Origin of the sequence: Phenylobacterium hankyongense (assembly GCF_003254505.1) — a bacterium.
Taxonomy (GTDB): domain Bacteria; phylum Pseudomonadota; class Alphaproteobacteria; order Caulobacterales; family Caulobacteraceae; genus Phenylobacterium; species Phenylobacterium hankyongense.
The window spans coordinates 3,214,648-3,235,487 of record NZ_QFYP01000001.1 but is presented as its reverse complement, the minus strand read 5'-3'; the positions used below and the strand labels follow the sequence as shown (position 1 = coordinate 3,235,487).

Annotated in this window: 19 protein-coding genes; 5 read left to right on the top strand and 14 right to left on the bottom strand. The window is 69.9% G+C overall.

Annotated features, from left to right (window positions below; translation table 11 throughout):
* Positions 1 to 10: 10 nt before the first annotated feature.
* The 8 genes from DJ021_RS15565 to rpsB form a co-directional block, all read right to left on the bottom strand.
* Complete coding sequence (locus DJ021_RS15565; protein ID WP_111458416.1) at positions 11 to 1,228, bottom strand: M50 family metallopeptidase; 1,218 nt, start codon at positions 1,226 to 1,228, stop codon at positions 11 to 13.
* Positions 1,229 to 1,249: 21 nt separating this feature from the next.
* The gene (locus tag DJ021_RS15560) at positions 1,250 to 2,449 is read right to left on the bottom strand and encodes a 1-deoxy-D-xylulose-5-phosphate reductoisomerase (protein ID WP_111458415.1); all 1,200 of its coding nucleotides are present in this window, start codon (positions 2,447 to 2,449) and stop codon (positions 1,250 to 1,252) included.
* Complete coding sequence (locus DJ021_RS15555) at positions 2,437 to 3,264, bottom strand: phosphatidate cytidylyltransferase (RefSeq protein WP_111458414.1); 828 nt, start codon at positions 3,262 to 3,264, stop codon at positions 2,437 to 2,439. The genes DJ021_RS15560 and DJ021_RS15555 overlap by 13 nt, the downstream gene beginning before the upstream one ends.
* Complete coding sequence (gene uppS / locus DJ021_RS15550) at positions 3,242 to 4,021, bottom strand: polyprenyl diphosphate synthase (RefSeq protein WP_111458413.1); 780 nt, start codon at positions 4,019 to 4,021, stop codon at positions 3,242 to 3,244. The genes DJ021_RS15555 and uppS overlap by 23 nt, the downstream gene beginning before the upstream one ends.
* Before the next feature lie 41 nt (positions 4,022 to 4,062).
* Positions 4,063 to 4,629, bottom strand: coding sequence for a ribosome recycling factor (gene frr / locus DJ021_RS15545; protein WP_111458412.1), 567 nt, complete (start codon positions 4,627 to 4,629; stop codon positions 4,063 to 4,065).
* A 35-nt stretch (positions 4,630 to 4,664) separates the two neighbouring features.
* On the bottom strand, positions 4,665 to 5,384 hold the full coding sequence (gene pyrH, locus DJ021_RS15540) for a UMP kinase (RefSeq protein WP_111458411.1): 720 nt from the start codon (positions 5,382 to 5,384) through the stop codon (positions 4,665 to 4,667).
* Positions 5,385 to 5,475: 91 nt separating this feature from the next.
* A complete protein-coding gene (gene tsf, locus DJ021_RS15535) occupies positions 5,476 to 6,411 on the bottom strand; it encodes a translation elongation factor Ts (protein WP_111459134.1) in 936 nt (311 codons plus the stop codon).
* 87 nt (positions 6,412 to 6,498) lie between these two features.
* Positions 6,499 to 7,419 carry a 30S ribosomal protein S2 gene (rpsB, locus tag DJ021_RS15530; protein WP_111458410.1) on the bottom strand — a complete coding sequence of 307 codons (921 nt, stop codon included), beginning with the start codon at positions 7,417 to 7,419 and terminating at the stop codon, positions 6,499 to 6,501.
* Positions 7,420 to 7,649: 230 nt separating this feature from the next.
* On the opposite strand from rpsB, the gene DJ021_RS15525 reads away from it, so the two are divergent.
* Positions 7,650 to 7,913 carry a hypothetical protein gene (locus tag DJ021_RS15525; protein ID WP_111458409.1) on the top strand — a complete coding sequence of 88 codons (264 nt, stop codon included), beginning with the start codon at positions 7,650 to 7,652 and terminating at the stop codon, positions 7,911 to 7,913.
* On the opposite strand, the gene dnaE is transcribed toward DJ021_RS15525, so the two are convergent.
* Entirely contained in the window at positions 7,910 to 11,344 is a 3,435-nt protein-coding gene (gene dnaE / locus DJ021_RS15520) for a DNA polymerase III subunit alpha (protein WP_243626052.1), read from the bottom strand. The genes DJ021_RS15525 and dnaE overlap by 4 nt on opposite strands.
* Before the next feature lie 29 nt (positions 11,345 to 11,373).
* Positions 11,374 to 11,463 (bottom strand): cell division inhibitor SidA, encoded by a 90-nt coding sequence (gene sidA, locus DJ021_RS15515; protein WP_111458408.1) that lies wholly within the window; start codon positions 11,461 to 11,463, stop codon positions 11,374 to 11,376.
* A gap of 168 nt (positions 11,464 to 11,631) precedes the next feature.
* Here sidA and DJ021_RS15510 point away from each other — a divergent pair, with 168 nt between their 5' ends.
* The gene (locus tag DJ021_RS15510) at positions 11,632 to 12,864 is read left to right on the top strand and encodes a glycosyltransferase (protein WP_111458407.1); all 1,233 of its coding nucleotides are present in this window, start codon (positions 11,632 to 11,634) and stop codon (positions 12,862 to 12,864) included.
* On the opposite strand, the gene DJ021_RS18990 is transcribed toward DJ021_RS15510, so the two are convergent.
* The 4 genes from DJ021_RS18990 to DJ021_RS15490 are packed head-to-tail and all read right to left on the bottom strand — an operon-like array spanning position 12,861 to position 15,879.
* Entirely contained in the window at positions 12,861 to 13,229 is a 369-nt protein-coding gene (locus tag DJ021_RS18990; protein ID WP_165837238.1) for a lipoprotein, read from the bottom strand. The genes DJ021_RS15510 and DJ021_RS18990 overlap by 4 nt on opposite strands.
* A complete protein-coding gene (locus tag DJ021_RS15500) occupies positions 13,226 to 13,684 on the bottom strand; it encodes a DNA polymerase III subunit chi (RefSeq protein WP_111458406.1) in 459 nt (152 codons plus the stop codon). Before DJ021_RS15500 ends, DJ021_RS18990 begins: the two co-directional genes overlap by 4 nt.
* 47 nt (positions 13,685 to 13,731) lie before the next feature.
* A complete protein-coding gene (locus tag DJ021_RS15495) occupies positions 13,732 to 14,418 on the bottom strand; it encodes an alpha/beta fold hydrolase (protein ID WP_111458405.1) in 687 nt (228 codons plus the stop codon).
* 9 nt (positions 14,419 to 14,427) lie between these two features.
* A complete protein-coding gene (locus DJ021_RS15490) occupies positions 14,428 to 15,879 on the bottom strand; it encodes a leucyl aminopeptidase (RefSeq protein ID WP_111458404.1) in 1,452 nt (483 codons plus the stop codon).
* A gap of 158 nt (positions 15,880 to 16,037) precedes the next feature.
* Between DJ021_RS15490 and lptF the strand changes: the two genes are divergently transcribed.
* The 3 genes from lptF to DJ021_RS15475 all read left to right on the top strand — a co-directional run bounded on the left by lptF (position 16,038) and on the right by DJ021_RS15475 (position 20,798).
* The gene (lptF, locus tag DJ021_RS15485; protein WP_111458403.1) at positions 16,038 to 17,189 is read left to right on the top strand and encodes an LPS export ABC transporter permease LptF; all 1,152 of its coding nucleotides are present in this window, start codon (positions 16,038 to 16,040) and stop codon (positions 17,187 to 17,189) included.
* On the top strand, positions 17,186 to 18,289 hold the full coding sequence (gene lptG / locus DJ021_RS15480; protein WP_111458402.1) for an LPS export ABC transporter permease LptG: 1,104 nt from the start codon (positions 17,186 to 17,188) through the stop codon (positions 18,287 to 18,289). The genes lptF and lptG overlap by 4 nt, the downstream gene beginning before the upstream one ends.
* Positions 18,290 to 18,386: 97 nt before the next feature.
* Positions 18,387 to 20,798, top strand: coding sequence for an LPS-assembly protein LptD (locus DJ021_RS15475; protein WP_243626051.1), 2,412 nt, complete (start codon positions 18,387 to 18,389; stop codon positions 20,796 to 20,798).
* Positions 20,799 to 20,840 lie beyond the last annotated feature (42 nt).

The following is a 20,840-nucleotide window of genomic DNA, read 5'->3' as shown; positions in this document are numbered from 1 at the left end:
AATGCGGGGGCTAGGAGAATAGCCCGCCGATCAGTTTGAACACACGCAGGCGCTGCAGATCGTTCCAGGACGCGAACAACATCAATCCGAGCACCAGTGCAAGGCCCACGCGGTACCCTGCCGCCTGAACCTTGGCAGCAAGAGGGCGTCGGGCGACGGCTTCATACGCATAAAAGAGCAGGTGTCCCCCATCGAGCACAGGTACCGGCAAAAGATTGAGGAAGCCGATACCCACTGAAATGTTGGCCATCAGTTCGAGCATAGTGATCAGCTCATTGACGGCGAAGCTCGAGAGGTTCGGCGAGACCTGGGCGGTCTTGTGGGTGATGTCGCGTGACAGCTGCGCCATCCCGATCGGGCCGGCGAGCTGGTCGGCGGTCTCGCGGCCGGTGAACAGCCGCCCGAGGTATTGCAGCGTGGTGGCCACGCGTTCCCAGGACTTCGCCGCGCCGGCGGCGAGGGCTTCCACGGGCCCGTAGCGCTGGATCCTCTGGTCGCCCGGGCGCGGCCGGTTCTCGATGCCGAGCACGCCCAGCCGCTGCTCGTGGCCGAACTGGTCGACGATCACGCCGCGCTGGGGCGTCGCGGTCAGCGGCACCTCGTGTCCGCCCCGGGCCACCACGAAGTCGACCGGCGATCCCGAGTGCAGGAAGACGATGACCTGCAGGTCGCTGAATCCCTTGATCTTCTTGCCGTCGGCCTGAACCACCAGGTCGCCCACCTGGAATCCGGCGCGTTCAGCCGGGCTGCCGGCCCTCACGCCATCGACCCGGGCCGGCGAGATCGTCTCGCCGAGCGCCATCAGCAGCGCGGCGAAGACGGCGATGGCCAGCAGGAAGTTGGCGGCGGGCCCCGCCGCCGTGATCACCGCCCGGTGCCACAGGGGCTTGAAGTGGTAGTAGCGGTTCAGCGCCCCCTCGCCTTCCCGCTGGACCAGATCGCGCCGCAGCGCCTCGAGGTTATCCAGGTCGGGAACGCTGGCGGCGTTCTCGTCGCCGGCGAAGCGGACGTAGCCGCCCAGCGGCAGGCAGCCGATGCGCCACTCGACGCCGGACTTGTCGGTCCATTTGGCGATGGCCGGCCCGAAGCCGATGGAGAACTGGTCGATCTTGGTGCCCAGCGCCTTGGCGGCCAGGAAATGCCCAAGCTCGTGGACCGTCACCACCACGCCCAGCACGATCGCGATGGGCACCAGGGCGAAGATGAGGCTCTGCAGGATGCCGAACATTTGCTGGCTACTCCTTCCGGCTCATGCCGGAGCCATAAGGCCGCTGACGACCCTGTCCGCCACGCGGCGTGCGGTCGCATCGGTCTCGCGCGCACCGTCCAGCGGGTCATCCGCGCGACCTCCGGTGAGGCCGACGCGATCGGTTCTCTCGAGGGTCTCCGCCACCACCCGGGCGATATCCAGGAAGCCGATGCGCCGGGCCAGGAAGGCGGCCACGGCGACCTCGTCGGCGGCGTTCATCACCGCCGGGGCGGCGCCGCCGGCGACCAGGGCTTCCTTGGCGATCCGCAGCGCCGGGAAGCGGGCCAGGTCCGGCTCGTCGAAGGTGAGTGGCCCGCCGCTGGCGAGATCCAGCCGCTGCGCCGGCCAGGGCAGCCGATCAGGCCAGGCGAACGCGCAGGCGATCGGCGCGCGCATGTCCGGCGGTCCAAGCTGGGCCAGGGTGGAGCCGTCTGCGTATTCCACCAGGCTGTGGACGATGGACTGCGGGTGAACCAAGACTTCGATGCGCTCCGGCGGCATGGCGAAAAGGTAGGCGGCCTCGATCACCTCCAGGCCCTTATTCATCATGGTGGCGGAATCGACCGAAATCTTGGCGCCCATGTTCCAATTGGGATGCGCGACGGCCTGCTCGGGCGTTGCGCCGGCCATCTGATCGCGCGACCAACTCCGGAACGGGCCGCCGGACGCCGTCAGGATCAACCGGGCCACGTGGCGTGCGTTCTGCGGATCGAAGACCTGGAAGATCGCCGAATGCTCGGAATCGACCGGGATCACCGCCCCGCCCGCGAGCTTCGCCGTGCGCAGCAGGGCCGGGCCGGCGCAGATCAGGCTTTCCTTGTTGGCCAGCGCCACGATGGCGCCGGCCCGCGCCGCCGCCAGGGTGGGCGCCAGGCCCGCGAACCCGACGATCGCCGACATCACCCACTGGGCGTTGGCGGAGGCCGCGTCGACCACCGCCGCGCTGCCGGCCGCCGTGCGGACGCCCGATCCGGCCAGCCGCTCGCGCAGCCGCGGCAGGGCGCGCTCGTCCTCGATGACCGCGATCTCCGGGCGCCAGCGCAGCGCCTGGTCGGCCAGCCGTTCGACGTTGCGGCCCGCCGCCAGCGCCACCACCTCGACCTCGACCCCGGCCTTCTCGAACAGGTCCAGGGTGGAGACCCCCACCGAACCCGTGGAGCCCAGGACGCTGACCTTACGCGGCAGGTTCAATGACCCCATCCCCAATGGTTGGCGAGGCGGGCCGCCGCCATCACCACGACCGCGAACATCAACCCGTCAACCCGGTCCAGCAAGCCCCCATGGCCCGGGATCAGGTCGCCGGAGTCCTTAACGCCGAACCGCCGTTTAAGCGCCGATTCCCAGAGGTCGCCGGCCATGGTCGCCAAGCCCACGACCAGTCCGATCGCCGCGGCCGCCACCAGGTTGAGGCGGAAGGCCGAGAGGCCGGCCATCAGGCCGCCGGTGGCCATCGACGCGCCAAGCCCGCCGACGAACCCGGACCAGGTCTTGTTGGGCGAGAACCGCGGCCAGAGCTTCGGGCCCTTCAGCGTGCTGCCGACCGCGAAGGCGCCGATGTCGGCCGCCCAGGTGACGGCGAACAGCATCAGCGTCCACCAGTGGCCCTGGGGCATGGAACGCAGCCAGATCAGGCAGATCGCCGCCGGCGCGATGTAGGCGACCCCGAAGGCGGCATCGGCAGGCCGTTCGGCCACCCCGCGAGCCACCAGGGCCGCGGCGAGCGCGCCGATGGCCACGGCGATCCAACCCAGGCCGAAGTGGCCCAGGTGTCCCAGGAAGACGCCCGCCAGCACCGCGACCGTGACGGCCAGCGACACCCGCACCGGCGCGCGCGGCGCGCTCATGCCGCCCCATTCGATGGCCAGCAGGGCGACGCCGACGGAGATCAGCACCAGGAAAAGCCAGCCGCCGAACCAGGCGGCGGCCAGCGCCGCGGGCACCAGCACCACGGCGGAGGCCACCCTCAGGCCCAGGTTGGACCAGTCGAAGCGCCTACCCTGCGGCAAGGACGTCATCGGCCACGACCGCCCCATAGCGGCGATCCCGCCCCGCGAACACCTGCAGGGCCGCCTTCAGGTGCTCCGCCCCGTAGTCCGGCCACAGCACGTCCTGGAAGACCAGCTCGGCGTAGGCGGCTTCCCAGAGCAGGAAGTTGGACAGCCGCTGCTCGCCCGACGGACGGATGATCACGTCCGGCGCCGGCGAATCGGCGGTGGCGAGATGGCTGGCGAACAGCTGCTCGGTGAGTTCCTCGGGCCGGGCCCGGCCGGCGGCCACATCTTCGGCGAAGCGCCGCGCGGCGTCGGCGATGTCGGCCTGGCCGCCGTAGTTGAAGGCGATGTTGAGGAAGAACCGGTCGTTGTGCGCGGTCCGCGCCTGGGCGTCCTCGACCAGCTTCACCAGCTCCGGCGACAGCCCCTCGCGGCGGCCGATCACCCGGACCCGCACGCCTTCGCGCTCCAGCCGGGCGATGTCGCTCTCGAAGTAGCGCTTGGGCAGCGCCATCAGTTCGGCGACCTCCGCGGCCGGCCGGCTCCAGTTCTCGGTGGAGAAGCCGAACACCGTCAGCCAGCGGATGTTGAGATCCGGCGCGGCGGAGACCGTCCGCTTCAGCGCCTCGACGCCGGCCCGGTGACCCAGCGAGCGCGGCAGGCCGCGGCGCTTGGCCCAGCGGCCATTGCCGTCCATGACCACGGCCACGTGCAGCGGCGGCGGGGCCTCCGCGCTCCTGCCTTGGGCGCCCGCAGACGGACTGTTCTCTTCGGCGGCCATGGGCGTCGTTTGATCCTCTTGGCGCGTGGACGCTCGCACGACTAGACGTGCATGATCTCTTGTTCTTTGGTTTTCAAGGCTTCGTCCACGCGCTTGATCGCCTCGTCGGTGAGCTTCTGGACGTCGGCTTCCATCCGCTTTTGCTCGTCCTGATTGATGGCGCCGTCCTTCTCCGCCTTCTTCAGGTCGTCGTTGGCGTCGCGGCGGATGTTGCGCACGGCGACGCGCTGCTGCTCGGCGTATTTGCCGGCCACCTTCACGAGCTCCTTGCGGCGCTCCTCGGTGAGGGCGGGGATCGGAATGCGCAGGTTCTGGCCGTCGACGACGGGGTTGAGGCCCAGGCCCGAGTTGCGGATCGCCTTCTCCACCGAGACCACCAGGCCGCGGTCCCAGACGCTGACCGAGATCATCCGCGGTTCCGGCACGCTGACGGCGCCCACCTGGTTGATCGGCACGGTCGAGCCGTAGGCCTCCACATGCACCTGGTCGAGCAGGCTGGCCGAGGCGCGGCCGGTCCGCAGGGAGGCGAACTCCTCCTTCAGGGCGGCGACCGCCTTGTCCATGCGGTCCCTGTACTTCGCAAGCACCGGCTTTTCCGTGGTCGCCATGGATCTCTCTCCCTCCAACCGTTCTCAACCGCCGATCAGGCGATCGTCGTGTAGACGCCCTCGCCCTTCAACACTTTCAGGAAGTTGCCGCGTTCCCGAATCGAGAAGACCACGATCGGGATGTGATTGTCGCGCATGAGGCTGATCGCCGAGGCGTCCATCACCCGCAGGTCCTTGGCCAGCACTTCCTGGTAGCTGAGGGTCTCGTAGCGCTGGGCGGTGGCGTCCTTCTTCGGATCGGCGGTGTAGACGCCGTCGACGCTGGTGCCCTTGAACAGCGCGTCGCAGCCCATCTCGGCGGCGCGCAGGGCGGCCGAGCTGTCGGTGGTGAAGAAGGGCGCGCCCAGGCCGGCGGCGAAGATCACCACCCGGCCCTTTTCCAGGTGCCGCAGCGCGCGACGCCGCACGTAGGGCTCGCAGACCGCCTGCATCGGGATGGCCGACTGCACGCGGGTGTAGATGCCGTTCTTCTCCAGCGCCGCCTGCAGCGCCAGCGCGTTCATGATGGTGGCCAGCATGCCGATGTAGTCGGCGCTGGCCCGTTCCATGCCGGTCTCGGCCAGGGCCGCGCCGCGGAAGATGTTTCCGCCGCCCACCACCAGGCAGACCTCGATGCCCTCGCGGACGACCTGGGCGATCTCCTCGCACACCGCCTGCACGGTCTTCGGGTCGATGCCAAAGTGGCCGCCGCCGACGCCGGCTTCGCCCGACACCTTCAGGAGGATCCTCTTGTAGCGCGGCTTGACGTCGGGCATCGGCAGGTCCGGACCTCTGGAAAGCGGTACTCTAGATAAACCAAGGGCGCGGTGCGCGTCGAACGCGCCCGCGCCCTTGCAAGTTCGGACCTTAGCTCTGGCCGGAGAGCTGAGCCACCTCGGCGGCGAAGTCGTCGGTCTTCTTCTCGACGCCTTCACCCAGGGCGAAGCGCACGAAGCCCTTCACCGCCAGCGGCGCGCCGATCTGCTTCGCGGTCTCGGCGATCAGCTGCTCGATGGTCTGGTCCGGGTTCATGACGAAGGGCTGCTTCAGGAGCACAACCTCTTCCTGCCACTTGCGGATCCGGCCTTCGATCATCTTCTCGACGACGGCCACCGGCTTGCCGGACTCCAGCGCCTGGTCGGTCAGGAACTGCTTCTCCTTGGCGACGGCCGCCGGATCGAGGTCGCCCTCGTTCAGCGCCAGCGGCGGGGTCGGCGTGCCGGCCACGTGCAGGGCGATCTTGCGGCCGACCTCGCGCAGGACGGCCTGGTCGCCGGCGCCTTCCAGCGCCACGAGCACGCCGAGCTTGCCCACGCCCTCGCCCTGCACGTTGTGCAGGTAGAGGGAGACGGCGCCCTGGCTAACGGTCAGGCGGGCCGAGCGGCGCAGGCGCATGTTCTCGCCGATCGTGGCGATCATGTTGGTCACCACGTCGCCGACCAGTTCGCCCTTGGCGGTCTGGGCCGCGGAGATGGCGTCGACGCCCTCCACGTCCAGCGCCACGGCGGCGATGTCGCGCGCCGCGCCCTGGAAGGTCTCGTTCTTCGACACGAAGTCGGTTTCGGCGTTCAGCTCGATCAGCACGCCGGTCTTGCCGTCGGCGCTCACCAGGCCGGCCACGAGGCCTTCGGCGGCCGCGCGGTCCGACTTCTTGGCGGCCTTGGACAGGCCCTTGGCGCGCAGCCAGTCGATGGCCGCGGCCATGTCGCCGTCGTTCTCTTGCAGGGCGCGCTTGCAGTCCATCATGCCGACGCCAGATTTTTCGCGCAGGTCCTTGACCAGCGCAGCGGTGATCTCCGCCATGGTCAGCTCCTTCAAAGTATGAGTACCGACGGGCCCCTCGCGGGGCCCGCCGTCAGGATGGTCGGGTCAGCCGGGCGCGGGAGCGCCTTAGCTGGCTTGTTCTTCGCTCGGCTGCTCGGCGGCAGCTTCTTCGCCCGGCTGCTCGGCCGCAGCCTCGACGCCGGCGTCCGCCCCGGTCATCTCGGCTTCGAGCGCGGCGGCTTCCGGCGCGGAGACCTCGGGTTCGGCCGCGGCCTCGGCCACCGGCTTCGGCGTCAGCGCCCGGGCCAGCGTCGGCTCCATCGGAGCTTCCGAGGCGCCCAGGTCGACGCCCGACGCCGACTGGCCGGCCGCCAGGCCGTCCAGCACCGAGTCGGCCATCAGGTCGCAATAGAGCTGGATGGCGCGCGCGGCGTCGTCGTTGCCGGGGATCGGATAGGTGATGCCGTCCGGGTTGCAGTTGGTGTCGAGGATGGCGATCACCGGGATGTTCAGCTTGCGGGCTTCCTGGATCGCGATCGCTTCCTTGTTGGTGTCGATCACGAACATCAGGTCGGGGATGCCGCCCATGTCCTTGATGCCGCCCAGCGACAGCTCGAGCTTGTCGCGCTCGCGGGTCAGCTGCAGCAGCTCCTTCTTGGTGCGGCCGCTCTCGGTCTCCAGCAGGCCTTCCAGCTCGCGCAGGCGGGCGATCGAGCCCGACACGGTGCGCCAGTTGGTGAGCGTGCCGCCCAGCCAGCGGTGGTTGACGTAGTACTGGGCGCAGCGGCGCGCGCTGGTGGCGATCGGCTCCGACGCCTGGCGCTTGGTGCCGACGAACAGGATGCGGCCGCCGCCGGCGGCGACCTCACGGACCTTCACCAGGGCCTGGTGCAGGAGCGGGATCGACTGCGACAGGTCGATGATGTGGATGTTGGAGCGGCTGCCGAAGATGAATTTTTCCATCTTCGGGTTCCACCGGTGCGTCTGGTGGCCGAAGTGGGCGCCGGCTTCCAGGAGCTGACGCATAGAGAAATCGGGAAGTGCCATAGGCCTTGTAGTCCTTTTTCCGGTTGGACCTCCGCAGGCACCCTCCCGAAGGAGGACCGGAATGGATACGGCGGGATGTCTCCCCGCGCGTCGCCAAACGCCTGCGTGTGGAATGAGCCGGGGAAATAGGGGCTCGGGCCGGAAAAAGCAACCATCCCCTGCACTTGCCGCCGCCCCCTTGCGGACGGCCGGCCCCGCTGCGAAGCTTGGCTGCAAATGGAGGGACGCCGATGAAGACGCTTCTGGCCCTGGTCGCAGGGATGTCCGTGGTCGCAGCCTCAGCGCAGGCGCAGGTCCAGCCGATGCGGGCCGCGGGCTTCGGCCAGCCCTACCACGCCCCCGCGCCGCCGAAGCCGCCGTCGATGCCGGATACCACCAGCAGCGGCGCCTTCAAGCCGTTCCACGGGACGCACACGACCTCGAACCGTGGCGGCGTCGATCCCTACCCGAAGGCCCCGAAGCCCAAGGGCGGCTTCAGCACCTACGGCCGCTAGAGGTCTTCGACGAACACCACGCCGGGTGAGGTCTTGATCGCGCCGCGCACGGCGTTGTCGAGCTTGAAGCGGCCGGGCAGCTTGAGCTCCACCTCGCGGCCGCCGTCGATGCCGGCCACCAGCACGATCTCCCCGCCCCGGCCGCCGGCGGCGCCCTCCAGCCGCAGCTTCAGCGCCTCGATCTCGGCGCTGCGCGGCGCGACGTGCACCCGCAGGCCCGCGACGACGTTCTCCACCGCCTTCTCGACCGGCTCGGCGTCCTCGCCGAAGAACCGCACCTCGCCGTCCTTGGCCCGCACCCGGACCCGCAGCGACAGCGCCTTGCCGGGCTCCAGCAGGTCGCGGCACTTGCGCAGCGCCTCCGGCGGGAACAGCACCTCGTACTCGCCGGTCGGGTCCGACAGGGTGACGAAGGCGAACTTCTCGCCGGTCCGCGACGGCTTCTCCTGCTTGCGCCGCACGACGCCGGCCATGCGTAGGGCCTCGGCCCCGGACTCCGCCTTGACGATGGCGTCGCTGAGCAGGTCGGTCCGCCGGCGGCGCAGGGCCTCGACCATGTCGTCCAGCGGGTGGCCGGAGAGGTAGAAGCCCACCGCCGCCAACTCCTCGTCCAGCCGCTCGACCGGCGTCCAGCCGTCCGCCTTCGGCATCCGCGGCCGGGCAGCGTCGGCTTGGTCGCCGCCGAACAGGCTCACCTGCGCCGAGGCGCGGTCGGCCGCCACGCTCTGGGCGTAGCCGATCAGGGCGTCGGCCGCGGCCATCAGCTGGGCGCGGTTGGCGTGGAAGGAATCGAAGGCGCCGGCCCGGGCCAGGGTCTCGAAGGTGCGCTTGTTGACCTGCCGCGGATCGATGCGCTCGACGAAGTCGAAGATGTCGCGGAACGGCCCGCCCTCGCGGCGCACGTCGACCACGTGCTGCATGGCCTGAAGGCCGACGTTGCGGATGCCGCCCAGGGCGTAGAGCACCTCGCCGTTCTCGACCTCGAAGTCCGCGCCCGAGCGGTTGACGTCCGGCGGCTGGATCTTCACGCCGAAGCGCTTGGCGTCCTGGTAGAACACCGACAGCTTGTCGGTGTTGGCGATATCGAGGCTCATCGACGCGGCGAAGAACTCCACCGGCGCGTTCGCCTTCAGCCAGGCGGTCTGGTAGCTGACCACGGCGTAGGCCGCCGCGTGGCTCTTGTTGAAGCCGTAGCCCGCGAACTTGTCCACCAGGTCGAAGATGCCGCCGGCCTGCTCGGCCGAAACGGCCTTTTCCGCCGCGCCGGAGACGAAGCGGGCGCGCTGCTGCTCCATCTCCTCCTTCTTTTTCTTGCCCATCGCGCGGCGCAGCAGGTCGGCCTCGCCCAGGCTGTAGCCCGCCAGGATCTGGGCGATCTGCATCACCTGCTCCTGGTAGACGATGATGCCGTAGGTCTCGTTCAGCACCGGGGCGAGCGTCGGGTGCAGGGTGTCGATGGGCTTGCGGCCGAACTTGCAGTCGATGAACAGCGGGATGTTGTCCATCGGGCCGGGGCGATAGAGCGCGCCGATGGCGGTGACGTCCTCGATGCAGTTGGGGCGCAGCTGGCGCAGGGTGTCGCGCATGCCCTGACCTTCGAACTGGAAGACCCCCACCGTCTGGGCGTTGCTCATCAGCTCGTAGGTCTTGGCGTCGTCGAGCGGCAGGGCGGCCATGTCCACCCTCTCGCCGCGCTTCTCCAGGTGCTTCAGCGCCCGGTCGATCACCGTCAGCGTCTTCAGGCCCAGGAAGTCGAACTTCACCAGGCCGGCGCTTTCCACCCATTTCATGTTGAACTGGGTGGCGGGCAGCTCGGAGCGCGGATCGCGGTAGAGCGGCGTGAGCTCGGTCAGCGGCCGGTCGCCGATCACCACGCCGGCGGCGTGGGTCGAGGCGTTGCGGTAGAGGCCTTCCAGCTGCAGGGCGATGTTCAGCAGCCGCTCGACCGCCTCGTCCTCGTCGCGGGCCTGGCGCAGGCGCGGCTCGATCTCGATGGCCTTGGCCAGCGTCACCGGATTGGCGGGGTTGGCCGGCACCATCTTCGCCAGCCGGTCCACCTGGCCCAGCGGCAGCTGCAGCACGCGGCCGACGTCGCGCAGCACGGCGCGCGCCTGCAGGGTGCCGAAGGTGATGATCTGCGCCACGCGGTCGCGTCCGTAGCGCTGCTGCACGTAGGAGATCACCTCCTCCCGCCGCTCCTGGCAGAAGTCGATGTCGAAGTCGGGCATCGACACCCGCTCCGGGTTCAGGAAGCGCTCGAACAGCAGGCCGTACCGCAGCGGATCGAGATCGGTGATGGTCAGCGAATAGGCGACCAGCGAGCCGGCGCCGGAACCGCGGCCCGGACCCACCGGGATTCCCCGCGCCTTCGCCCACTTGATGAAGTCGGACACGATCAGGAAGTAGCCGGGGAAGCCCATCTGGGTGATCACCCCGATCTCCCGCTCCAGCCGCCCCTCGTAGTCCTCCAGCGAGGCGTGGTTCGCCTGGCCGAGCGCCATCCGCGCCTTCAGGCCTTCCCGCGCCTGGTGCGCCAGTTCGTCGGCCTCGGAGCGGCCGCCCTCGGTCGGGAAGCGCGGCAGGATCGGGTCGCGCTTGTGGACCATGAAGGCGCAGCGCCGGGCGATGTCGAGGGTGTTGTCGCAGGCCTCCGGCAGGTCGGCGAACAGGGTCCGCATGTCGGCGGCCGGCTTGAACCAGTGCTCCGGCGTCACCCGCCGGCGCTCCTCCTGCCCGGTGAAGCTGCCGTCGGCGATGCAGAGCAGCGCGTCGTGCGCCTCGTACATGGCGGTGGCTTTGAAATAGACGTCGTTGGTGGCGACCAGCGGCACGTCCTGGTCATAAGCGAAGGCCACCAGCTCGGCTTCGGCGGTGGCCTCGGCCGGCAGGCCGTGGCGCTGCAGCTCCACATAGAAGCGGTCGCCGAACACCCGGTGCATTTCGCTGAGCGCCGCGCGGGCTTCCTTGGCCTTGCCGGCGGCGAACAGCGGGTCCACGGGCCCGTCGGGGCCGCCGGACAACAGGATCAGGCCCTCGGCCCGCGCCGCGACCTGTTCCCAGGGCACGTGCGGCTCTTCGGTCGCCTCGGCGTCGAGGTACGCCATGGACGAGAGTTCGGCGAGGTTGAGGTAGCCGCGCTCGCTCTGCGCCAGCAGCACCACGGTGGGCGTGCGGGCCCAGCGCTCGGAGCCGCCTTCGCCGACGCCGCTCACCGGCAGGGCGCAGCCGACGATCGGCTGCACGCCCGCGCCCTTGGTGGCGACCGAGAACTCCAGAGCGCCGAACAGGTTGGCCCGGTCGGTGAGCGCCACCGCCGGCATGCCGGCCGCCTGCGCCATAGTGCCGATCACGTCGGCCTTGATGGCGCCTTCCAGCAGCGAATAGGCGGAGCGGACCCGCAGGTGCACGAAGCCGAGATGCTCTTCGTCCACCCCTGCCGCCTCCCCCATCCGCATGGCGGTCACCCCACGTGAGCGGCGACCGTGCACATCATCCAGACAAAGCTGGCCACCGACGCAAAGGCCAGCGATTCTCGGGCAAGACGAACCATGTGTCGCATCCTCTTGTGGGCGGCCCTGTGGAGAACCGCTGGATTGTTCGTGGTTCGTTCTTATTCTCCTTTTGTTCTCATCGTCAAGCCTGTTCGGCGCCGGTCCACGGCGTCGCGTCGAAGACCGCCTAGCTCGACAGCGCGCGCTCCGGCGGGCAGAAGGCCACCATGCGCGGCGTGCTCTTTGTCCATAACAACTTCCCGGCCCAGTTCCGGGACCTGGCGCAAACCCTCGTGGCGCTCGGCGTGCCTTGCGCCGCGGTGGCGGGGCAGACCGCGGCGGGCCTGGAGGGGGTCCGGATCGCCCGCTACAACCTGCCCCGCGGCACCGGTGCGGACGTCTACAACCTCGCCATCCGCGCCGAGGCCGATCTGCTGAGGGGCCGCGCTGCCCTGAAGGCCGCCAGCGCCCTGAAGGCGGAAGGCTTCGAGCCGGAGGTGATCATCGGCCATCCCGGCTGGGGCGAGACCGTGCTGCTGGACGACATCTACCCCGACGCCCGGCAGGTGTTGTTTTCGGAGTTCTTCTACCACGGGCGGAACTCCGACATCGATTTCGACACCGAGTTCCTGCCGGCCAGCGAGGACGCGCTGCTCATCGGCAAGGCGAAGAACGCGGTGATGGCGCTCGCGCTCACCGACGCCGACGCCATCGTCACGCCCACCCCGTTCCAGGCCTCGCGGCTGCCGCCGGTGTTTCGGCGCGACGCGCGGATCATCCACGAGGGGATCGACGTCGAGGCCATTCGTCCCGGCCCGGCCGAGCCGTTTCCGCTTGCCGACGGCCGGATCATCGCGCCGGGAACGCCGGTGATCACCCACATCAACAACCAGCTGGAAGCCCTGCGCGGGCTGCACATCTTCGCCCGCGCCCTGCCCCGCCTGCTGGCCGAGGTCCCCGAGGCGCAGGTGCTGGTGATCGGCCAGGAGGGGCGGCGCGGCTACGGCGGCGATGCGCCGGGCGGCCAGACCTGGCGCCAGGCCTGCTTCGCCGGCCTCGAGGCGCGGATCGACCCCGCCCGGGTGCATTTCCTGGGCAAGGTGCCGCATGCCCGGATGCTGGCCGCCCTGCGGCTCTCAACCGCCCACGTCTACTACACCTACCCCTTCGTGCTCTCCTGGTCGCTGGCCGAGGCCATGGCCAGCGGCTGCTACGTGATCGGCTCCGACACCGCCCCGTTGCGCGACGCCATTGAGGATGGGGTGAACGGTCGCCTGCTGCCCTTCTTCGACGTGGACGCCCTGTCGCAGGCTATGATCGCCGCCTGCCACGACCCCCAGGCGTCGGCCGCCATGCGCGTCGCCGCACGCCGAACCGCGGAGGAGCGCTTCAGCCGGGCGGCCGGACGCGCCGCCTGGCTCGACCTGCTGCGCGAGGTCGGGCTGACCCTGCCCGCCTAGCCGCAGCGGATCTGCTTGATGATCCCGGTTTCGGCGTCGAAGAAGAAATCCAGCCGCGTCGGGCTGTCGTCCTGCGTCACCGGGCAGGTGGTGCAGGCCACCCGCTGGCGGCTGGGGTCGACCGGCACCGGGATCTCGCTGCGCGGCCGGCCGACCAAGTTCTGCACCTCATAGGCGCCGCACTGGTCGTGCCGTGGCGTCGCCGCCGGGGCCGGGAGCGTCGCGGCCGGCGGAGCCTCCGCCCGCACCGGCGGCGCAGCCGCGGCCGGGGAAGCCTGAGACTGGGGCGGAGACGTCGCGGGCGGGGCGCTTGAGCAGCCCGCCAACGCCGTCAGCGCGCCCAGCACCGCCAGAGACTTCCTCATGCCTGCTTCTCCCAGCCGCGCGCCTGCTGTTTCCAATACGACGCCGCCAGGCCCATGGCCTTGACCGCGCTCCATTGCGCCCGGGCGACCGCCAACTGGGCGTCGTCGGCGCCATCGAACAGCACCACGCAGCGGGCGTAGCCGGCAAGCTCGCCAGGCTCTGCGCCATCGACCAGGAACAGGGCGTCGGCGCCGTTCGGATTGTCGAAGCCGGCGGTGATCAGGATCGGCTGGCGTGCGGCGCCCGGCTCGTCCGCCGGAGCGTGCGCCAGGAAGCTGTCGTCGCGATAGGTCCACAGCCAGCTGTCCAGGTGCTCGATCCGCCCCGCTTCGCGCGTCCGCACCACGGCCTTCCAGCCGCGCTGCAAGGTCTTCTCCAGCAGTTCCGGCAAGGCCTGGTCGAGCCCGGTGCGCTCCAGGTGATAGAACCAGACCTCGCAGGGGGTGTCCGCCATATGCCGCTCTTAGCGCTGTTCGACGGGCCTGGGGAGGCGGCCAGAGCTCAAGCCGGCGCCCCGGCGGCGGCGAGGCCCTCGATGGCGGTGGCCACGGCGTCCGGCTGGCTCAGCATCGCCAGATGGTTCATCGGCAGGCGCACGACGGGCCACCCGAGCCGGCCGGCGATCCGCGCCTCGTCTTCATAGGCTCCGCTCAGCTTGAGGTAGGCGGCCGGCGGCGCGGCGTCTCCCTCCGGGGCCGGCTCCTCGAAATAGGCCAGCGGCAACGGCTCCAACTCGGCCACGAGCGCCTGGCGCAGCTGCGGATCGGGGACCAGCCGCTCCAGCGCGCCGGGCGGCCACCAGTCGTCCCACGGCGGCAGCTGCCCCATCTGGGCGCCGCCCCTTAGCCGCTCGCGCACCTCGGCGGGCGCGGTGTCGAACCAGCTCCGGCGGGGATGCGGCAGGATGGCGTCGACGAAGATCACCCGGGCCGGCGGCGCGCGCATGGCGGCCGCCAGGGCGGGCACGAGCGCGCCGGCGCCGCTGTGCGCCACCAGCACCGCGGGATCGCCCTCCTCGACGTTCGCCGCCATCGCCGCGGCCAGCGCCGGGTAATAGCCCTCCGCGATCGACGAGAGCCGCGGCCAGGACGGCGTCTGGGTCTGATGACCGCGGCCGGCCAGCGCCGCCGCCGTCGCCCGCCAGGTCAGCGGGCCCAGCAGCGGGCTATGCAGCAGGACGAAGCGCACGGAGCGCCCTTATGACTCGTATTTGTCCTGCACCATCCGGTTCAGCAGCCGCACGCCGTAGCCGGTGGCGCCTTCGGGAAGGGTCGGCACGGTCGAGGGCTTCTTCCAGGCGGTCGAGGCGATATCCAGGTGCGCCCACGGCAAGCCGTTGACGAAGCGCTGGATGAACAGGGCCGCGGTGATCGAGCCGCCCGGCCGGCCGCCGGTGTTCTTCACGTCGGCGATCACGGAATCGATATTCTTGTCGTACTGCGGCGGCAGCGGCATGCGCCACAGCGGCTCGCCCTCCTTGCCCGAGGCGTCCAGCAGGTTGGCCGACAGCTCGTCATTGTTGGAGAACAGGCCGCCGTAGTCGTTGCCCAGGCTGATGATGATCGCCCCGGTCAGGGTCGCCAGGTCGACCATGAACTTCGGCTTGAACCGCTGTTGGCAGTACCAGAGGGCGTCGGCCAGCACGAGGCGGCCCTCGGCGTCGGTGTTGATCACCTCGATGGTCTGGCCGGACATGGAGGTCACCACGTCGCCGGGGCGCTGGGCGTTGCCGTCGGGCATGTTCTCCACCAGGCCCAGGATGCCGATGGCGTTGACCTTGGCCTTGCGCCCGGCGAGCACGTGCATCAGGCCGGTGACGGCGCCCGCGCCGCCCATGTCCCACTTCATGTCCTCCATACCGTCGGCCGGCTTGATGGAGATGCCGCCGGTGTCGAAGCAGACGCCCTTGCCGACGAAGGCGATCGGCTGGGCGGCCTTGTCGGTCGCGCCGTTCCAGCGGATCACCACCAGCTGGCTCTCGCGGACGCTGCCTTGGCCGACGCCGAGCAACGAGCCCATGCCGAGCTTGAGCATCTCGGCCTCGCCGAGGATCTCGACCTCCAGGCCGAGGCGCTCCAGCTCTTTCACCCGGCGGGCGAATTCCACCGGATAGAGGACGTTGGCGGGCTCGGAGACCAGGTCGCGGGTGAAGCTCACCGCGTCGGCCAAGGCCGCCAGCGGCGGGAAGGCGGCGAGCGCCGCATCCGAAGCGACGGTGGCGATCTGCGCCCGGACAACGGACGGCTTCTTGTCCGCAGGTTCCTTGGTCCGGTACTTGTCGAAACGGTAGCTCGCCAGCCGCACGCCCAGCGCGGCCCGCGCCGCGAGGTCGGCGTCGCCGTTCGGCAGCTCGACCCGCAGGATCTCGACGCCCGACGTCTTCACCGCGCCGTAGGCCGTGGCCGCGGCATGCTCGGCGCCCAGGGCGTCGAAGGCGTCCGACTTGCCCGCGCCCACCAGCACAAGGCGGGCGGCGTCCACGCCGGCCGGGGCGACGATGTCCAGGGTCTGGCCCTTGGCGCCCGTGAAGCGGCTGGCCGCGACGGCCTGCGCCAATGCGCCCTCATGAGGCTGGCCTTCGAAGACGATACGGGCCAGAGCCGTCTTGGGCGGCAGGGCGGCGCTGGCCGCGACGAACTCAATCTCCATCCGAACTCTCTCAGATTTGCGGGTTTGGGCGTGCAGGTTTGGGCGCCGCGGCCACCGTCACTGTTCGTGCGGCGGTTGTGCGGCGCGGCGACGCATGGTTTAGAACAGCTCCGCGGCCGGGGCGCGGCAATTCTCCGGGTGAGCCGTATTTCTTGCCGATGCGCCTGATCGACCGCTACCTCCTGCGCCAGCTCCTTGGCCCCACGCTGCTCGCCACCGCGGCGCTGACGGCGGTCGCCCTGCTGAGCCAGAGCCTCTCGGGCCTCGACCTGATCGTCAACCAGCGGCAGAGCGCCCTGGTGTTCCTGAAGATCACCCTGCTGGCGATGCCGCAGCTGATCAATATGGTTCTGCCGATCGCCATCTTCGTGGCCGGCCTGGTGGCGCTCAACCGTCTGCATACCGAGCAGGAGATCGTCGTCGCCTTTGCAGGGGGCATGAGCCGCTGGCGGGTGATCTCGCCGGCCATCCGGCTGGCCTGCACCATCGCCTTCCTGGCGCTGCTGATGAACCTGTTCGTGCAGCCCGCCGCCTATCGCGCCATGCGCCAGGAGCTGTTCCAGGTTCGCACCGACCTGGCCTCGACCCTGGTGCGCGAGGGCGAGTTCACCGAGCCGGCTCCGGGCCTGACGGTCTACGCACAATCGGTTGACGGAAAAGGCAATTTCCACAACCTGTTCATTCACCAGATGAAGCCCGACGGGACGGCGACCACCTACACCGCCGACGTGGGTCGGATCGCCAAGCGGCTCGGCCACCCCGTGCTGATCATGCACAAGGGCTCCAACCAGGAGTTCTCCGAGCGCGGCGTGCTCAACTACCTGACCTTCGACGAGTACGTCTTCGACCTGTCGCCGCTGGCCGCCACCGACGAGCTCGTCCACTACAAGCCGTCCGACCGTTTCCCGCACGAGCTGTTCTTCCCCGACTTCAAGCAGGACTGGGAGCGGCGCAACCGGCTGAGCCTGCTGGCCGAGGGCCACGCGCGGATCGCCACGCCGCTCTTCAACATCGCCTTCATGGCCATGGCGCTGTCGGCGATCCTCGGCGGCGGCTTCTCCCGGCTGGGCTATGGCCGGCGGATTGCGGTGATGGGCGGACTGGCCGCCGTGGTCCGCATCCTCGGCTTCGTGGTCCAGGCCGCCTGCGAGAACAACGCCTGGCTCAACATCCTGCAATACGCCGTACCGCTGCTGGCGCTCGCCTTCGCGCTGCGCAGCATCTTCCGCCAGCAGGTCAGCCGGTCCATCGACATGTACCGCCGGCGCGGGCCGTCGGCGGCGGGCTTCGCCCCGGGAGCTGCGCAGTGATCGGCCTCGGACGCCTGGAGCGCTACGTCCTGGTCCGCACCCTCGGCGGGGTCGGCGCGGCGCTGGCCGTGATCTCGGCGGTGATCGTCCTCGTCCAGTTCGTCGACCTCTCCCGGCAGGTCGGGGTGCGCGCGGACGTCGGCGCGGCCCAGGTCTTCGGCCTGACCCTGCTGCGCTCGCCGTCGGTGATCCAGATCCTGCTGCCCTTCGTCTTCCTGTTCGGCGGGATCAGCGCCTACGTCGGCCTGAACCGGCGCAGCGAGCTGGTGGCCATGCGCGCGGCGGGCATTTCCGCCTGGCGCTTCATCCTGCCCTCGGCCATGGCGGCCCTGGTGGCCGGCGCCCTGACCGTGGGGGTGCTCAATCCGGTGGCCGCAGCGCTCAACGCCCGCTTCGAGAACGACCGGGCCCGGCTGATGGAGAACTATCTGGGCGACACGCCCAAGGACGTCTGGCTGCGCCAGGGGGACGACAAGAACCAGATCGTCATCCACGCCCGCAGCCGCGACACGGTGGACGGGACCGTGCGCCTGCGCGGCGTGTCCCTGTTCGTCTACCAGAAGAACAAGGCCGGCGCGCCGGAGTTCAAGCGCCGCCTGGAGGCCGCCGAGGCGCGCCTGATGCCGGGCTTCTGGCAACTGAAGGACGTGCGCGAGGCGACGGCCGGCGAGAGCTCGGTGCGCTCCGACAGCCTGTCGATCCGCTCCACCCTCGACGCGGAGGCGGCCATGGAACGGTTCGCCTCGCCCGACGCCATCGCCTTCTGGCGGCTGCCGGCCGCCATCCGGCTCACCGAGCAGGCGGGATTCTCCGCCTCCGGCTACCGGCTGCGATTCGAGCAGCTGCTGGCGACGCCGCTGCTGTTCGCGGCCATGTCGATCCTCGCCGCGGCCTTCTCCCTGCGGCTGGCCCGGCTGGGCGGCCTGGCGGGGCTCGCCGGGGCCGGCGTGGCGCTGGGATTCGTGGTCTTCTTCTTCAACCAGTTCGCCGGGGCGTTGGGGAAAGGTGACATCCTGCCACTATTCGCCGCCGCATGGGCCCCGCCGGTCGTGGCGCTGCTGTCGGGTCTCACCCTGCTCTGCTACACCGAAGACGGTTGAATCGTTGGCCCGCCCGGCTATGCATCCGCGCTAGGCGGCGCTGAGCGTTCGCGCCGCGGCGAGAGGGGAACATGAGCGTATGAGTTTGCGCCGGCGCATGCCGTCTGCCGCCGCCAAGCACGCGCTCCTCGCCGGCGCGGCGCTGGCCCTTGTCCTGCCCGTGGCCGCGCATGCCCAGCCCCAGGACCTGCTCCACGACCGCGGCCAGGTCCTCAATCCCGCGCCCGGCCAGTCCCGCCGCCCCGCGCGCGCCGCGCCGGTGAACAACGACGGCCTGGCGGCCGACGAGCTCTATATGGAAGCCGACGAGCTCATCCGCGACGACCAGGCCAAGACCACGACGGCCCGGGGCTCGGTGGAGATCCGCTACCAGGGCCGCACCCTGCGCGCCGACCGGGTGGTCTACCAGGAGGGGCCGGGCCAGGCCGACGGCCAGGGCGTGATCCGCGCCTACGGCCACGTGCAGACGATCAATGCCGACGGCACGACCGAGTTCGCCGACCAGCTCACCCTGGACGACAAGATGCGCGCCGGCGTGGCGCTCGGCTTCTCGGCGCGGCTGCAGGACAACGTCAAGATCGCCGGCGCCAGCGCCGTTCGCCGCAACGAGAACATCCAGGAGCTCAATCGGGCGATCTACACCCCCTGCGCGATCTGCGCGGCGAACGGCAAGGCCAAGGCGCCGACCTGGTCGATCAGCGCCGATCGCGTGGTGCAGGATAAGGCCAGGCGGATCATCTACTACCGCAACGCCCGTATCCACATCCTCGGGGTGCCGCTCATCTACCTGCCGGTGTTCTGGCACGCCGATCCCCAGGCCGACCGCGCGTCCGGCCTGCTGGCGCCGCGCATCGGCTTCTCCAACCGCCGCGGCTTCTCCTACGAGCAGCCCTACCTGCAGGTGCTCTCGCCCTCGTCCGACCTGGTGATCAGCCCGCAGATCAACACCAAGGTGAACCCGCTCCTGAACGGCGAGTACCGGCAGCGCTTCTATTCCGGCGATATCGACATCCGGTTCGGCTACACCCACGATCGCGACTTCGACAGCCAGGGGCAGAAGTTCGGCTCCGACACCAACCGCAGCTACATCCTCGGCCGCGGGGCGTTCCAGATCGACGACAAGTGGCGCTGGGGCTTCACCGCCGAGCGCACGTCGGACAACCTGCTCTTCGACAAGTACGAGATCGGCAAGGTCTACGAGAGCCGTGGGCCCTACATCGCCGACGACCGGCGGCTGATCTCCCAGGTCTATGCGGTGCGCCAGGACCAGCAGTCCTATGTGTCCGCCGCGGCCATCAGCATCCAGGGCCTGCGGCCGAGCCTGACCGACCCCACGGTGATCGAGAACAACCGGACCTTCCCGGTGATCGCGCCGCTGGTGGAGGCCCATTACGAGCCGCTGTCGACCCTGTTCGGCGGTCGGCTGCAGGTCGACGGCAGCGCCGTGGCGCTGACCCGCGATCAGGCGCCCAACACCACCGTGCCCACCCCCGGCATCGACAGCCGGCGCGTCACCGCGGAGGTCGATTGGCGCCGCATCTTCACCGCGCCCATCGGCCTGCGGATCGAACCCTTCGTGCACGTGCGCACCGACGCCTACAGCGTCAGCGACATCCTGACCGGCGTCGGGTCGCAGACCACCTCGCTGACGACATCCAGGGCGCTGGGCGTCGCGGGCGCGGACATCTCCTATCCGCTGTACCGGCGCTGGCGCGACGCCACGGTGGTGCTGGAGCCCCTGGCGCAGATCGCCGTCTCGCCGCGGGCGCACCAGATCGTGGTCGGCCACGACTCCACCGGCGCCCCGATCTACCTGAACGAAGACAGCGTCGCCCTGGAGTTCGACGAGACCAACCTGTTCCAGGCCAACAAGATGCCGGGCTACGACCTCTACGAGGACGGCGCGCGGCTGAACGTCGCCGGTCGCGGCTCTGTGCTGTGGGACGATGGGCGTCGCGCCAGCCTGCTGGTGGGCCGCAGCTTCCGCGACACGCCCAACGACATCTTCACGACCACCTCCGGCCTGCGCGAACGGGCTTCCGACTGGATCGTGGCGGGCGACGCCCAGCCGGTGAAGGGACTCTCGGTCTTCGCCCGGGCGCGCCTGGACGCCGACAGCTTCGCCATCCATCGGCTCGAGGCCGGCGCCAACGTCTCCTCCAAGTGGGGGTCCGGCTACGTCCGCTACCTGACCGACGAGTCGAGCACGAGCACGACCACGAGCGCCACGGGCGTCGTCACTCCGGTGATCACCAAGACCGAGAACTTCGACGTCGGCGGCGAACTGCGCCTCGCCAAGAACTGGGGTCTCACCGCCTACGGCAACCGCGACCTCGTCCAGCAGGCCTGGGTGATCCGCGACGTCGGGGTGTTCTACACGGACGATTGCCTGCGGGTCGACGTGATCTATCGCAAGGAAGACACCGTCGTCGGGCGGCTGGGCCCAAGCGAGTCGGTCCAAGTGCGCCTAACGCTCGCCACATTGGGCGGACCACTTTATGGCAGATAGAATTGCCGGCCGACCTGGGCCGCTCGAAGGAATGACTCCACT

Bases quoted from the DNA above. Each gene is read 5' to 3' on its own strand.
- DJ021_RS15565 (WP_111458416.1), bottom strand. From the start codon at position 1,228: ATGTTCGGCATCCTGCAGAGCCTCATCTTCGCCCTGGTGCCCATCGCG.
- DJ021_RS15560 (WP_111458415.1), bottom strand. From the start codon at position 2,449: ATGGGGTCATTGAACCTGCCGCGTAAGGTCAGCGTCCTGGGCTCCACG.
- DJ021_RS15555 (WP_111458414.1), bottom strand. From the start codon at position 3,264: ATGACGTCCTTGCCGCAGGGTAGGCGCTTCGACTGGTCCAACCTGGGC.
- uppS (WP_111458413.1), bottom strand. From the start codon at position 4,021: ATGGCCGCCGAAGAGAACAGTCCGTCTGCGGGCGCCCAAGGCAGGAGC.
- frr (WP_111458412.1), bottom strand. From the start codon at position 4,629: ATGGCGACCACGGAAAAGCCGGTGCTTGCGAAGTACAGGGACCGCATG.
- pyrH (WP_111458411.1), bottom strand. From the start codon at position 5,384: ATGCCCGACGTCAAGCCGCGCTACAAGAGGATCCTCCTGAAGGTGTCG.
- tsf (WP_111459134.1), bottom strand. From the start codon at position 6,411: ATGGCGGAGATCACCGCTGCGCTGGTCAAGGACCTGCGCGAAAAATCT.
- rpsB (WP_111458410.1), bottom strand. From the start codon at position 7,419: ATGGCACTTCCCGATTTCTCTATGCGTCAGCTCCTGGAAGCCGGCGCC.
- DJ021_RS15525 (WP_111458409.1), top strand. From the start codon at position 7,650: ATGAAGACGCTTCTGGCCCTGGTCGCAGGGATGTCCGTGGTCGCAGCC.
- sidA (WP_111458408.1), bottom strand. From the start codon at position 11,463: ATGGTTCGTCTTGCCCGAGAATCGCTGGCCTTTGCGTCGGTGGCCAGC.
- DJ021_RS15510 (WP_111458407.1), top strand. From the start codon at position 11,632: ATGCGCGGCGTGCTCTTTGTCCATAACAACTTCCCGGCCCAGTTCCGG.
- DJ021_RS18990 (WP_165837238.1), bottom strand. From the start codon at position 13,229: ATGAGGAAGTCTCTGGCGGTGCTGGGCGCGCTGACGGCGTTGGCGGGC.
- DJ021_RS15500 (WP_111458406.1), bottom strand. From the start codon at position 13,684: ATGGCGGACACCCCCTGCGAGGTCTGGTTCTATCACCTGGAGCGCACC.
- DJ021_RS15490 (WP_111458404.1), bottom strand. From the start codon at position 15,879: ATGGAGATTGAGTTCGTCGCGGCCAGCGCCGCCCTGCCGCCCAAGACG.
- lptF (WP_111458403.1), top strand. From the start codon at position 16,038: ATGCGCCTGATCGACCGCTACCTCCTGCGCCAGCTCCTTGGCCCCACG.
- DJ021_RS15475 (WP_243626051.1), top strand. From the start codon at position 18,387: ATGCCGTCTGCCGCCGCCAAGCACGCGCTCCTCGCCGGCGCGGCGCTG.